This is a genomic window from Pseudomonas sp. BN102, from assembly GCF_029871245.1.
In the GTDB taxonomy this organism is placed as follows: Bacteria; Pseudomonadota; Gammaproteobacteria; order Pseudomonadales; family Pseudomonadaceae; genus Metapseudomonas.
Genome location: NZ_SSON01000069.1, coordinates 1 through 13,916, shown reverse-complemented (window position 1 = coordinate 13,916; position 13,916 = coordinate 1). Strand labels below are relative to the sequence as shown.

General features: G+C 66.6%; 9 protein-coding genes. 2 read left to right on the top strand and 7 right to left on the bottom strand.

Annotated features, from left to right (window positions below; all coding sequences use genetic code 11):
- Positions 1–176: 176 nt before the first annotated feature.
- The 4 genes from E8F12_RS16005 to E8F12_RS15990 all read right to left on the bottom strand — a co-directional run bounded on the left by E8F12_RS16005 (position 177) and on the right by E8F12_RS15990 (position 3,982).
- Complete coding sequence (locus tag E8F12_RS16005; protein ID WP_280326225.1) at positions 177–749, bottom strand: YceI family protein; 573 nt, start codon at positions 747–749, stop codon at positions 177–179.
- 357 nt (positions 750–1,106) lie between these two features.
- Positions 1,107–1,682: a YceI family protein gene (locus tag E8F12_RS16000; protein WP_280326224.1), complete on the bottom strand. Its 576-nt coding sequence runs from the start codon at positions 1,680–1,682 to the stop codon at positions 1,107–1,109.
- 31 nt (positions 1,683–1,713) lie between these two features.
- Positions 1,714–2,268, bottom strand: coding sequence for a cytochrome b (locus E8F12_RS15995; RefSeq protein ID WP_280326223.1), 555 nt, complete (start codon positions 2,266–2,268; stop codon positions 1,714–1,716).
- A 238-nt stretch (positions 2,269–2,506) separates the two neighbouring features.
- A complete protein-coding gene (locus E8F12_RS15990) occupies positions 2,507–3,982 on the bottom strand; it encodes a flavin monoamine oxidase family protein (RefSeq protein WP_280326222.1) in 1,476 nt (491 codons plus the stop codon).
- A 163-nt stretch (positions 3,983–4,145) separates the two neighbouring features.
- Between E8F12_RS15990 and E8F12_RS15985 the strand changes: the two genes are divergently transcribed.
- Both E8F12_RS15985 and E8F12_RS15980 read left to right on the top strand, forming a co-directional pair.
- Positions 4,146–5,552: an adenosylmethionine--8-amino-7-oxononanoate transaminase gene (locus tag E8F12_RS15985; protein ID WP_280326221.1), complete on the top strand. Its 1,407-nt coding sequence runs from the start codon at positions 4,146–4,148 to the stop codon at positions 5,550–5,552.
- Between the two features lie 150 nt (positions 5,553–5,702).
- Positions 5,703–6,422 carry a 16S rRNA (uracil(1498)-N(3))-methyltransferase gene (locus E8F12_RS15980; RefSeq protein ID WP_280326220.1) on the top strand — a complete coding sequence of 240 codons (720 nt, stop codon included), beginning with the start codon at positions 5,703–5,705 and terminating at the stop codon, positions 6,420–6,422.
- 299 nt (positions 6,423–6,721) lie between these two features.
- On the opposite strand, the gene E8F12_RS15975 is transcribed toward E8F12_RS15980, so the two are convergent.
- The 3 genes from E8F12_RS15975 to E8F12_RS15965 all read right to left on the bottom strand — a co-directional run.
- Positions 6,722–7,192, bottom strand: coding sequence for a chemotaxis protein CheW (locus E8F12_RS15975; RefSeq protein ID WP_280326219.1), 471 nt, complete (start codon positions 7,190–7,192; stop codon positions 6,722–6,724).
- Between the two features lie 13 nt (positions 7,193–7,205).
- Positions 7,206–8,225 (bottom strand): chemotaxis protein CheB, encoded by a 1,020-nt coding sequence (locus E8F12_RS15970; RefSeq protein WP_280326218.1) that lies wholly within the window; start codon positions 8,223–8,225, stop codon positions 7,206–7,208.
- A partial coding sequence (locus E8F12_RS15965; protein WP_280326217.1) for an Hpt domain-containing protein occupies positions 8,222–13,916 on the bottom strand: 5,695 nt, incomplete at its 5' end. The genes E8F12_RS15970 and E8F12_RS15965, both read right to left, overlap by 4 nt.

Sequence of the window (13,916 nt, the reverse complement as noted above, 5' to 3'; positions counted from 1 at the left end):
TGCCGGCGTTTTCGTTTGTGCAGGAAGCGAATCGCCGTAGGGTGCGCTGTGCGCACCGGAACCTCGGCGCAAGGCCGTTGGCGCGCTCGGCGCACCCTACCGGTCATTTCCCGGACCACACTGCCTGGAATGCAAGACGCCGGCACTTGGCCGGCGTCTTGTGGAGCCTGTCGCGCTCAGGAACGCACGCCCTCGAAGGAGATGATCAGCTGGACTTCCTGGGAAGCCGGGCCGAGATCCTTCTGGATGGCGAAGTCCTTCAGCTTGATGGTAGCGGTGCCTTCGAAGCCGGCGCGGTAGCCGCCCCAGGGGTCGTCACCTTCACCCACGAACTTGGCCTTTATCACCAGCGGCCTGGTGACGCCGTTCAGGGTCAGGTTGCCGGTCACGTCGGCAGTGCCCTGGCCGGTGGACTTCACCGAGGTGGACTCGAAGGTGGCGGTGGGGTTCTTGCTGACGTTCAGGAGGTAGCGCTTGATGTGCTTGTCGCGCTCGGCGTGGTTGGTGTCGACGCTGGCGGTCTTCAGGGTCACCTTAACCTTGCTCGCCTCGGGGTTCTTGTCGTCGAAGCTGAAGGAACCGTCGAAGTCCTTGAAAGTGCCGTAGATGTAGCTGTAGCCCAGGTGGCCGATCTTGAAGTTGACGAAGGCGTGCTGGCCTTCTTTGTCGATCACGTAATCGGCGGCCATGGCCTGGCCGGCGAACAGCGCGGCGCCGAGGGTCAGCGCAGCGAAGGTTTTCTTCAGCATTGGTGAATCTCCTTGTTGATGGGCGGGAGATCCTGTGTAGACCTGGTTGATCGTCTGGATAGTTCGTTCAGATTTCTACAGAAAGTATGCTGCGCGCGCGATCATCATGGATTGAACGCATAGGTGCCCCGCCCAGCAGTTTCTTTTGCTTTGACCCTGCCGATGCCGAGATATTCCAGGGCTGCCTACGCGTGACGTCGCTCCCCCGGGGCCTCGCCCAGCGGGTCGGTCGCAGGAGCGAAGCCAGCTCGCGGGTGGTGCCGGATGAAGACAAGCGGCTGAAGGATCTCGAACGCCTGGGCCGGACAGCAAAACGCCGGCTGGACGCCGGCGTTTTGCTGGAGCGCGAAAGGGTGCTCAGGAACGCACGCCCTCGAAGGAGATGATCAGCTGGGCTTCCTGGGAAGCCGGGCCGAGGTCCTTCTGGATGGCAAAGTCCTTCAGCTTGATGGTGGTGGCGCCTTTGAAGCCGGCGCGGTAGCCGCCCCAGGGGTCGTCACCTTCACCAACGAACTTGGCCTGGATCACCACCGGCTTGGTCACGCCGTTCAGGGTCAAGTTGCCGGTCACGTCGGCAGTGCCCTGGCCGGTGGACTTCACCGAGGTGGACTCGAAGGTGGCGATCGGGTTCTTGCTGACGTTGAGGAAGTCGGCGCTCTTGATGTGCTTGTCACGCTCGGCGTGGTTGGTGTCCACGCTGGCAGTCTTCAGGTTCACCTTGATCTTGCTGGCCTCGGGATTCTTCTCGTCGAAGCTGAAGTTGCCGTCGAAGTCCTTGAAGGTGCCGTAGATGTAGCTGTAGCCCAGGTGGCCGATCTCGAAGTTGACGAAGGCATGCTGGCCTTCCTTGTCGATCACGTAGTCGGCGGCCATGGCCTGGCCAGCGAAGAGCGCGGTACCGAGGGTCAGCGCAGCGAAGGTTTTCTTCAGCATCGGTGGATCTCCTTGTTTAGAGGTTGCAGCGTTATTTGGCGGCGCGACCGAGCATGCGCGTCAGGGTCGCGTCGCGATCGATGAAATGGTGCTTGAGGGCGGCCAGGGCATGAATACCGGCGAAGATAAGCAGGCCCCAGGCAAGGTATTCGTGGATAAGGCCGGCGACATCTTCCTGATCGGGAATGGAAGTCAGGGTGGCCGGCACTTCGAACAAGCCGAACACACTGATGCCACGGCCTTCGGCGGTGGATATCAGGTAGCCGGAGATCATCAGGGCGAAGAGGCCGACATAGAGCACCAGGTGACCCAGCTTGGAGCCCAGGCGGGTCAGCGGCCCATGGTTTGGCAACGCCGGCGGCGGCGGGCTGACGAAGCGCCAGCCGAGACGCGCCAGCATCACCAGGAAGAGCAGAATGCCGATGCCCTTGTGGATATCCGGCGCCGTCTTGTACCAGTTGCTGTAGTAGTCCAGGCCCACCATCCACAGGCCCAGGGCGAACAGCCCGACGAAGACCAGGGCCACCCCCCAGTGCAGAACAATGCTGACAAGACCGAAGCGGGACGAGGAGTTACGCCATTGCATGAAATACATCCTTGGACGAGGCGGACCTGGTAATGCGACGGATAAAGCCTATCGATAAAACTATCGAATTAAAGCGGAATTTTTCGCTTTGAAATATCGAGCAATACGATACTTATAACGAATGGGTCTTTGCAGAATTTGGTCGAGGGAGAGCGCCGGAAGTTCGTCGGATGCGGCCGAATGGCGCTGGGGAAGGGGAAGGGCCGGCGGCGAAAGGACTCGCCGCCGGAGGCATTGATCAGTTGAACAGGCGCGAGAAGAAGCCTTTCTTCTCTTCCTTGGTAGAGGCTTTGGCTGCCGCTTCGGGCTTGGCTTGGGCCACCACTTCCACCGGACCCACGGCCTTGCCGTCGCGCAGGTCGGTCACCTGGGCGGCGGCGCGCTGGCCACTGCGCAGGGCGCCTTCCAGGGTGCCCGGATAGAGCGCGTCGGTATGTTCGCCGGCGAACACCACACGGCCCAGGGGCTGCTCCCAAAGTCGCCAGTAGCGGCTGATCTCGCCCGGACCGTAGGCCAAGTAGGCACCACCAGCCAGGGCGTCCTTGCCGTAGCGGCGCAGCTCGAAGCCCTTGAACTGCTCGCGAGCGCCAGGATAGAGCTTGTCGAAGCGGATCAGCACCTGGTCGATCAACTGCCGGTCACCGAAGGCCTGCATCAGGCGTGCGTTGTCGCCGGACAGGTTGATCAGCAGGTTGGCGCCGCCCTTGAGCGCCGGCTCGACCCAGAGCATGCCCAGGCCCTGGTCGCTGTAGACCTCGCCGGAGAGGCGGCTCTTGCCCCAGACCGGCTTCTTGAACTTGAGCAGCATCTGGTCGCGCCAGCCGTAGTTGATGTCCTTCAGGGCGCGCAGCTGCAAGGCCGAGAGCGAGGGGGTCAGGCTGATCTTGTCGAGCGCCGGCAGCGGCACGGCGAGAACCACGTAGTCGGCGCTGTAGCCCGCGCCGCCGACCTTGACCGTCACGCCGTCCTTCTCCTGCACGATGGTGGACACACGGGCGTTGGTCTTGATGGTCTTGATCTGCTTGGCCATGGCCTGAGCCAGGCCCTGGCTGCCGCCAGGCAGGCGCGCGGCGCGCATTTCGCTGTCCGGCAGGCCGCGGTAGACGCGGGCCTGCTGGGCCAGGTAGAGCAGCGACAGGCGCGACGGCTCGTCATAGCGCGAGCGGATGCGCTGATCCACCAGGGCCTTGGCGGTGGGCGGCAGGCTCAGCTTCTCCAGCCAGCGCGCGACGCTGATGGAGTCCAGGGTCTGCAGGGTATGGTTGGCCAGCGGCTTGAGCGGGTCGTCGATGGAGGCGGCCAGGTCGTCCAGGCTCTTGTCGAAGCGCTTCAGGCCCTCCACCGTGCTGGGCGCTTCCTTGAGCAGGTCGGCCTCGGCGTAATAGCGGCCGCCCACCAGGTAGCCCGCGCTGCGCACGTAGTCCGGTGCCGGCACGGCCTTCAGCTTGAACAGGTCGAGGTAGCGGTAGAGGCTGGGCTGCAGCTTGGCGCTGCCGACCCACTCGCTGGTGGCCAGCCCCGAACGGCCGCCGATACTCGGCTTGGCCTCGAGCAGGGTGACCTGCCAGCCCTTTTGCTGCAATTCGTAGGCGGAGGTCAGCCCGGCCATCCCGCCGCCGATGACGATCGCCGTCGGCTGCTTGTCCTTGGCCAGCGCCGTGACGCTGAGCCCCCCCAATACGATCAGCGCCAAGGCGCGCCAGGCTGCAGGCATGAAGTGTCTCCCCCGGTGAAGCAGTGTCGTTCGAAATTGGCGCGCAGGATACGCCAGCCCCAGCGGCCGGGCCAGACGTGTCCTCAGGGCGGCGGACGGCGTCCTGCTTGTTCCGGGTGGAGGCTTTGCATAGGCTTCGCCGATCGCTACAGGAGAACGACTCATGGGCCTCAATGCCGACTGGATGCAACGCGACCTCGCCGTGCTCTGGCACCCCTGCACCCAGATGAAAGATCACGAACGCCTGCCGGTCGTGCCCATCCGCCGCGGCGAAGGGGTCTGGCTGGAAGACTTCGAGGGCAAACGCTACCTGGATGCCGTCAGCTCCTGGTGGGTCAACGTCTTCGGCCACGCCAACCCGCGCATCAACCAGCGCATCAAGGACCAGGTCGATCAGCTGGAACACGTGATCCTCGCGGGATTCAGCCACCAACCGGTGATCGAGCTGTCCGAGCGCCTGGTGAAGATCACGCCCAAGGGCCTGGACCGGGTGTTCTACGCCGACAACGGCTCCTCCGGCATCGAAGTGGCGCTGAAAATGAGCTACCACTTCTGGCGCAACCAGGGCCTGGAGCGCAAGAAGCGCTTCGTCACCCTGACCAACAGCTACCACGGCGAAACCGTGGCCGCGATGTCGGTAGGCGACGTCGCGCTCTTCACCGAAACCTACAAGTCCCTGTTGCTGGACACCCTCAAGGTGCCCAGTCCGGACTGCTACCTGCGCCCTGAAGGCATGTGCTGGGAGGAACACTCCCGCGCCATGTTCGCCCATATGGAACGCACCCTGGCCGAACACCACGAGGAAGTCGCCGCGGTGATAGTCGAGCCGCTGATCCAGGGCGCCGGCGGCATGCGCATGTACCACCCGGTGTACCTCAAGCTGCTGCGCGAGGCCTGCGACCGCTATGGCGTGCACCTGATCCACGACGAGATCGCCGTGGGCTTCGGCCGCACCGGCACGATGTTCGCCTGTGAGCAGGCCGGCATCGCCCCGGACTTCCTGGTGCTGTCCAAGGCGCTCACTGGCGGTTACCTGCCCATGGCCGCGGTACTCACGTCTGAAACCGTCTACCAGGGCTTCTACGACGACTACCAGACCCTGCGCGCCTTCCTCCACTCCCACACCTACACCGGCAACCCCCTGGCCTGCGCCGCCGCGCTGGCCACCCTGGATATCTTCGAAGAGGACCGGGTGATCGAGGCCAACCGCAAGCTGGCGATGCGCATGGCCACCGCCACCGCCCACCTGGCCGACCATCCCCATGTCGCCGAAGTGCGCCAGACCGGCATGGTGCTGGCCATCGAGATGGTCCAGGACAAGGCCAGCAAGTCACCCTACCCCTGGCAGGAACGCCGCGGCCTGAAAGTCTTCCAGCATGCGCTGGAGCGCGGCGCGCTGCTGCGGCCGCTGGGCAATGTGGTGTACTTCCTGCCGCCCTATGTGATCACCGAGGAGCAGATCGACTTCCTCGCCCAGGTCGCCAGCGAAGGAATCGACATCGCCACCCGCGAGTCGGTCAGCGTGCAGGTGGCGACGAACCTGCACCCCAACCACCGCGATCCGGGCTAGCAGCTTTTCGAAGGTGGGCAGAGCTCCGCAAAGCTCAAGACGCCCTCCCACGGTGTACCTCGTTGGGCCGCGCAGAGCGCGGCCCAACCTACCCCGAGGCAGCGCCAGGCCGTACACTGCGCGCCTGTCCTCCCTTTGCCCCGAACGCCCATGCGCCTCTCCCGCTTCTTCATCGACGCTCCGCTCTCCCTCGGCCAGCACGAGCTGCCCGAAACCCAGGCCCACTACATCGGCCGCGTGCTGCGCCTGGCCGCGGGCGACGCCGTGCAACTCTTCGACGGCTCGGGCCAGGAGTACCTGGGCGAACTGGTGGAGGTGGGCAAGAAGACCGTGCGGGTGGAGCTGCGCGATGCCCTTGCCGGTATGGCCGAATCGCCGTTACGGGTGCACCTCGGGCAGGGCCTGTCGCGAGGCGAGCGGATGGATTGGGCGATCCAGAAGGCCACCGAGCTGGGCGTGGCCGAGATCAGCCCCATCGTCAGCGAACGCTGCGAAGTGCGCCTGAAGGACGAACGCGCCGACAAGCGCCTGGCCCACTGGCGCCAGGTCGCCATCAGCGCCTGCGAGCAGTGCGGCCGCTCGGTGCTGCCGGTGATTCACGCACCGGTCGCACTGGCCGATTGGCAGCGGCAGGTGGAAGCTGACCTGCGGCTGGTCCTGCACCCGGTGGCCGAGCCCCTGGCCAGCCATGCCCGGCCGGGTAGCCTGGCCTTCCTGATCGGCCCCGAGGGCGGCCTGTCCGACGCCGAGGTGGACGCGGCCAAGGCTGCCGGATTCCATGCGGCACGCCTGGGGCCACGGGTGTTGCGGACCGAGACGGCGCCCGTGGTGGCGCTGACCGTGGCGCAGCAGCTCTGGGGCGATTTCTGAGGGAGCGTCCTGGGCAGACCTTCGGCCTGCTTGGCGAATGAATTCGCTTACAGACTGAGCCCGGAACGCCGAGTAGGTTGGCGCGGGCCGCGTAGGTCTGAGCGCAGCGGAGCCCAACATCTCCGCTCTGGGCTCGTTGGGCTTCGTCCAACTCAGCCCAACCTACGGACTCGCCCCAACTGTAGGGTGGATATCGCTTTTCATATCCACCATCGCAGCCGATCCAGACCACGAATGGTCGACCGATGAAGCGTGGTCCGCCCTACCGATTGAACACGCTTCTGCGCCGGCAGCCCGGCTCAGATCAAGCCGGCATCCGCCAGCATCTGCTCCAGCGCCACCAGGTCGGGGATCTTCGCCACGTCGGTGCCCAGCTGCACGGAATCCAGCTCCAGCGCGGCCAGCGGTGCGTTTGCGCGCGGGAGGTCTTCTTCCAGCTTCAGCGAGCGCGGGATGCCCTGCAGCAGGAGGGCGATGAACTTCACATGGGGACGGCCACCCAGGGCGTTGAGCACAGCCACGCGGGCGCCCGGACCGATCCTGGCCTCACCACCGGCCGCAGCCTCGAAGGACAGCAGCGGCAGGCGCAGGTCGCGCCAGGCCACCTGGCCCAGCAGCCACGCAGGCAGGCCCGGCGTGGCCTGCGGTGCGCGGTAGGGAATGAGTTCGGCCAGGGCCACGTTGGGCACCAGCAGGGTTCGGTCGGTCAGCGGCAGGAGCAGCCCGGTGAGGCTGTTGGCGCTGTTCTGGGGGGTAACGGCTTGGCTCATGGGGTTTCCTGGGTTAGCTGCACTGCGCGGCCAGATGCTCGACCAGCTTTGCCGCCAGTTCGCGCGGATCGCCGCTGTAGCTGCTGTAGCCGCCTTCGCGCAGGCTGTCGGGCATGCTCGGGCAGGCGCAGCTGTCGGCACGCTGAGTCCAGATCAGGCCGCCCTGGCGGCGCACATAGGCCGCCGCGGCGCTGCCGTCGCTGCCCATGCCGCTGAAGGCAATCACGCCGCATTGGGCGCCGAAATGCTGGGCCAGGTTGAGCATCGCCTGGTCGATGGAAGGGCTGTAGGGCTCGGGCCAGGGGCGTTCGCCCACCAGCATGCGGCCATCGTCGGTGAAGCCCAGCTCGCGGCTGATGGGCACCACCACCACTTCACCGCAACGCACGGCGTCGCCCGGGCGCGCCTGGTTGACGTGCCACTGGCTGTGACGGCCGACCGCTTGGGGCAATGCGCTTTCGAAACTGGGATCGATGTGCTGGCCGTAGAGGAAGCCGATCGGCAGGCCGCCGGGAAGGGCGTCGAGGAACGCCTTCACCGCCGCCGGGCCACCCAGGGAGGCCGCCAGCAGCCAGACCTGGCGCGCCGGTTCACCGGCCACCAGCGGGGTATCGGCCAGCACCCTGGGCAATTCCAGGCGCGCCGGGCGCTGGGCCTCGGCGAGCAGGGTTTCCAGGCTCGGCCCCACGGCCACCGCCGGGTCGCCTACCAGCTTCTTGAGCTTGCCGAACAGGCGCCGCTCCCAGCGTGGGTAATGCTCGGAATGGCGCTCGGGGGCATGGCCCTCGCCGAACAGCACCGGCGCGCTGGCGTGCTCCAGCAGGTTGTCCACCAGCGGCGAGTCCTCGGACAGCGCCAGGTCCACCAGCCAAAGGTCCGCCTCGCAGGCGGCCAGGGCTTCCTCGTCGAGGCGGGCCGGGTCGCTGTTGAGGACCACCTGGTAACCATTGCCGGTCAGCGCCTGCTGCAGCACATGGCGCTGCAGCGAGGTGTCGGCGAGCACGGCGATGCGTGCAGATGTCTTCTCTGTCATGTCCGTTTGACCAGATGCTGGATGCTTTCGAGCAGCAGGGACTCCTGGTACGGCTTGCCCAGGTAGTCGTTGACGCCGATGGCCATGGCGCGCTCGCGGTGTTTCTCGCCGGTACGCGAGGTGATCATGATGATCGGCAGGTCCTTCAGGCGCTCATCGTGGCGGACCAGGGTGGCTACCTCGAAGCCGTCCATGCGCGGCATCTCGATATCCAGCAGCATGATGTCCGGCCGTTGCTCCTGCAGCAGGGCGATGGCGTCCACCCCGTCCTTGGCGGTGAGTACGTTCATGCCGTTGCGCTCCAGCAGACGGCTGGTGACCTTGCGTACGGTCACCGAGTCGTCCACCACCATCACCAACGGCGGGCGCTCCAGCTCCGTTTCCGTCGGCAGCAGGTTGGCGCTGGCCGAACGCAGCTGCGGCTGCACCAGGTGCGCGTGGCGGGTACGGATGGTCGCCAGCAGGTCGAGGATCACCACCACCCGGCCGTCGCCGAGGATGGTCGCGCCGGAAATGCCGTGGACCCCGGCGAATTGCGCGCCAAGACTCTTCACCACGATCTCGCGGGAGCCCAACAGGGCGTCCACCTGCACGGCCACGGCGTGTTCGCTGGAGCGCACCAGGATCACCGGCAGCGGCAGGCTCTGGCCTACCAGCTTGGGCTGCTGGCCGTTGTCCAGCAGATCGCCCAGGTACTTCAGCTCGTAGTTCTGCCCGGCGTACTCGAAGCGCGGTGCGTCCGGCTGGTAGTAGGTTTCCAGTTCATAAGGGGAAACCCGCACGATGCCTTCGATGGTGTTCAACGGGATGGCGTAGAGGTCCTCGCCGGAGAGCACCATCAGCGCGCGGTTCACCGACACGGTGAAGGGCAGGCGGATGAGGAAGCGGCTGCCTTCGCCCGGGGTCGAGTCGATGCTCATGGTGCCGCCGAGCTGTTTCACTTCGGAGTGCACCACATCCATGCCGACGCCACGTCCGGAAATCTGCGTGACCTTGTCGGCGGTGGAGAAGCCCGGCTCGAGGATGAACTGCAGCACCTCATGGTCCGAAAGGTCGGCGTCGGCGTCCATCATGCCGCGCTCGATGGCCTTGCGGCGCACGGCTTCGAGCTTGATGCCGGCACCGTCGTCGGCCAGGGTCAGGACGATGTCGCCGCCCTCGCGGCCGAGGTTCAGGCGGATGGTGCCAACCTCCGGTTTGCCGGCGCTGCGGCGTGCCTCGGCGCGCTCGACACCGTGGTCGACGGCATTGCGCAGCATGTGTTCCAACGGTGCCACCATGCGCTCGAGCACAGTGCGGTCCATCTCGCCCTCGGCGTTGCCGACGACGAACTCCACCTGCTTGTCCAGCTCGCTGGCCACCTGCCGGACGATGCGCCGCAGGCGAGGCACGAGGCGGTCGAAGGGCACCATGCGGGTTCGCATCAGGCCTTCCTGCAGCTCGGTGTTCACCCGCGCCTGTTGCAGCAGCAGGGTCTCGGCGTCGCGATTGCGCGCGGCCAGGGTTTCCTTGAGGTCGAGAAGGTCGGAAGCCGATTCGAAGAGCGCCCGTGACAGCTGCTGCAGCTGTGAGTGGCGGTCCATTTCCAGCGGATCGAAGTCCTCGTAGCCGGCGCGCTCGGCTTCGGCCTGGTAACGGCTGAGGATCTGCGCCTGGGTTTCGGTGTCGAGGCGGCGCAGTTGGTCACGCACCCGCTCGATGGTGGCTTCCATCTCGGTGAGGGTGAAGCTGAAGTCGCTGACCTGCTGCTCGACGCGGCCACGGAAGATGGAGGTCTCGCCGGCCAGATTGACCAGGCCTTCCAGCAATTCCGCCGGCACCTTGACCAGTTCCTGCGGGGCGCGCCGTGCGGCGGCCTCCTGGGCGGCTTCCTGGGCGCGGCGGACGAAGGGCAGCTCGCGCTCTTCGCTGACCACCAGGGCCTGCACGCTGGCGGCCACGATCGGACTGCTCAACTGCGGCGTTTCCGGCTGGCTCGGCGTGGTCGCCGGCAGGTCATCGGCGAGGCTCTGGTTCAGCTGCTGGCGCAGTTCGTCCAGCTCGGCCTGCAGGCCTTCGTAGCCGGACTGCACATCGAGGAACAGGCTTTCCGGCCAAGGCGCACCCTGTTGCTGGGCCTCGATCAGGTGTTGTTCCAGGTCGTGGGTCAGGTTGCCCAGGCGCTTCTGCCCGGCCAGTCGCGCACCGCCCTTGAGGGTGTGCAGCACGCGCAGCAGGTCGTCGATATGGGCGCCTTCCTCGCGCGCCTCCTCCCAGCGGCCGATGGCGGTTTCCATGGCCTCCAGCAGGTCGTCGGCTTCCTCGAGGAAGATGTCGAGGATGTCCGCCTCGGCGACGGCATCCAGGTCATCCTCAGCGACCGGCTGCAGGTGCACGCTGCTGGGCATGCTCAACTGTTCGTCGGGATTGGCGCGCCAGCGCTGGATGGCCTCGATCAGCACCTGGCCGTCCGGCAATGGGCGACGCGCACGCACCGCTTCGAGCATCTCGCTGAGACGGTCCTGGCAGGCCTGGAGCAGCCCGAACAGCGCCGGACTGGCGCGCAGGCGGCCACCGCAGAGGCCTTCGTAGAGGAATTCCAGTTCGTGGGAAAGGTCGCCGATGGGGCCGATTTCGGCCATCCGTGCGCCCCCCTTGAGGGTGTGCAGGTCGCGCTGCAGGGCCTCGACTTCGAGACTGTTGTCCGGGTCTTCGGTCCAGCGCTGCAGGGCTGCGCCGGCGCTATCGAGAATATCGAAACCTTCCTCGAGGAAGATTTCCACCAGTTCCGGGTCCTGGCTGCTGTCGAAGACCTGGGACTCGGGGGCGGCATAGGCGGACGGTTCTTCGGCGGCACGCATTTCCAGCCGCTCGCCCAGGGGCACTTCGGCGAAGCGCTCCGCAACGACGGGCTCGGGCGCCTCGTCCTCGTCCGTCGACGCGTCATTGGCGGCCGCCAAGGGAGCGTCGAGGTCGAAGGGGGCGTCATCGTCCTCGTCCAGTGCGGGGAACGGCTGCACTACGGCCGCTGACAGGCTCTGCGCGCCGCCCTGGCGGAAGCCGCGAATGTCCTGGATCAGCTGCAGCGGGTCGGCCAGGGCGCGGCGCGCCTGCAATTGCTCCAGCAGCGCGGCAAGGCAGTCATGACTGGTCTGCAGCAGCCCCGCGAGGCGCGGCGAATGGCTGTAGCGGCGGTCGACCAGGCCCTCGTAGAGGGACTCGAGTTCATGGGCGAGGTCGCCTATGGGGCTGATCTCGGCCATGCGCGCACCGCCCTTGAGGGTGTGCAGGTCTCGTTGCAGGGCCAGCAGGGCCGGGTTGTTGTCCGGCTCGCCAAGCCAGCGTTCCAGGGCTTTGCCGGCGCTGTCGAGGATATCCACCGCTTCCTCGAGGAAGATGGCGACCATCTCCTCGTCCAGGGTCGGCGGCAGCTCATCGAGGGTCGGGCTATCCGGCTCCTGCTCAGGGTCGAAGGCGGCCAGTTCGGGCAGCGCGACTTCCAGCAGCGCCCGGGGCTCTTCCACCCGTTCCGGCAGCGACGGCAGGGTCTCGGCCGGCGCCCAGTCGGCGAGGTCGTCGGCGTCCAGTTCGTCTATTTCCAGAGCGGCTGCGCCATCCGGCCCCAGCAGCGCCAGGGCCGCCGGGTCCACCGCGTCCTGCAGCAGGTCACGTAGGGCCTGGGCCCGCTCGGGCTGGGCGCTGACCTCGAGGGCAGCGGCCACCTGGTCCATCATGCCGATCAGGGCTTCGTGGGCGGCCTCGGCCTCGCCGAAGAAGCGCTCGCTGACCGGCAGGCTGCCTTCGTCCACGGCGCCATACACGTCCAGCAGGGCTTCGCAGAGCTCTTCGATCTGCGGCAACTCGGCCATTTCGGCCCCGCGGCCGAGGGTACTCAGTTCTTCCAGCAGCGCGCCCAGCTCCTGGCGCTCGGCAGGATGCTCGCGCCAGCGGCGCAGCAGGTCCTCGGCGTCGAGCAGGATGTCCATGCCTTCGGCGAGGAATTGCGAAATCATCAGCGGATCGCGGGTCTCGCCCTTGTCGTCGCGGCGGGCGGCGTTGGCGGCCTCCAGGCGATCCTGGTGCCGCTGGCGGATGCGCTCCAGGAGTTCATCGGTGCCGGCGACGGGCTTGAGCGGGGTGCTCTCCAGCTGGGCCACGCCCTGACGCAGCAGGTCCAGGGCCTCATGCAGCAACTCGGCCTCGGTGAGGTCGATGCTGAGGAGGTTGGTCTTGAACTCCTTGGCGAGCTTCTCGAGCGGCGTGGCAATCTCGGCGATCGGCAGTATGCCGGCCATGTGCGCGCTGCCCTTGAGGGTGTGCAAGGCACGCTGGAGATCGTCATTGACCGCCCGCGGCAGTTCCTGGTCGCAGGCTTTGACGAAGCCGGCGAGGGTTTCCAGGTGCAGTTCCGCCTCGTTGCGGAAGATCTCCAGCAACTGAGGGTCCAGCGCTTCGCCGGACTCAGTGATGACGGGGGCTTGCGGCTCGCCCACGGGCTCAATGGCCTGTTCTGAACCCGGGGCTTCAGATTTTGGGAGGATGTGCCCCTTGGCCAGGGCATGGGCGGTGGCGGCCAGCAGGTCGACGTCGTCGCGCTGGCGCTGGGCCTTGGCGGCGTACTCCTCGACCAGGGCCGGCAGCAGCGCGACCACGTCGCGGACCACCTGGTGCACCGTCTCGTCGACTTCGATGCTGCGATCCAGCACGCGGTTGAGCAGGTTTTCCACCGACCAGCTGAGCTCGCCGATGACCAGGGCGCGGACCATGCGGCCGCTGCCCTTGAGGGTATGGAAGGCCCGGCGCACTTCACCCAGGGCTTCGCGGTCGTTGCCGTCGGCATGCCAACGCGGCAGATATTCGGCCAAGGTCTCCTGCACTTCGCCGGCTTCTTCGATGAAGACTTCCTGCAATTCGTCATCCACCGGCTCTTCATCGGCAGGCGGCGGCAGCAGGCTGGGCGGCACTTCGCGTGCCGGCGGATTGAAGGCCGGAACCGGCGCGGCCATGACTTCGGCCAGGGACAGCGGACGCTCGGCAGCGGGCTCTTCCGCCGGCGGTTCGACCGGCGCACTCGGCAGGTCCACTTCCGGCAGGCCGAGTTCGGCCAGGGCGGCTTCGTCCCACTCCAGTGGCGCGGGCAGGTCTTCCAGGTTCAGGGCTTCCAGCTCGGCCACCGGCTCGGCGCCGGGGAGCGCGTCCAGCTCGTCGAAATCCAGGCTCGGCAGGGCCTCGGCGGTCTCCAGCGGAATCTCCAGGCCGGGAACGTCGCCGGGTAGCGCGGGCGGCAGCTCCTCCAGGTCGGCCAGGTCGAAGCTGGGCAGCGGCTGGCCATCGTCGAATTCCAGAGGTGCGTCGAGGCTGAAGTCGAGCAATTCGTCTGCTTCGGCAACCGGCACCTCAGGCTCGGCCGGCAGGCATTCCAGCTCGGTCAGGTCGAGGCTCGGCAGCGCTGCGCTGTCGTTCAGCTGCACGACCGGCTCCCGGGCTGGCGTGGGCTCCAGCTCCAGCGGCGCATCCAGGCTGAAGTCGATGCTTTCGACCTGCAGCTCGGTTTCCAGCTCGCCCAGGCTCCAGTTGTCGTCGGAAACCAGCAGTTCGCTCTCGGTGGCCAGCTGCGGCGTTTCGGCAATAGCCAGCTCCAGGGGAGCATCCAGGCTGAGGTCGATGTTCTCGGCAGCAGGCTCGGCGGTCAGCTCGCCCAGGCCCCAGTCG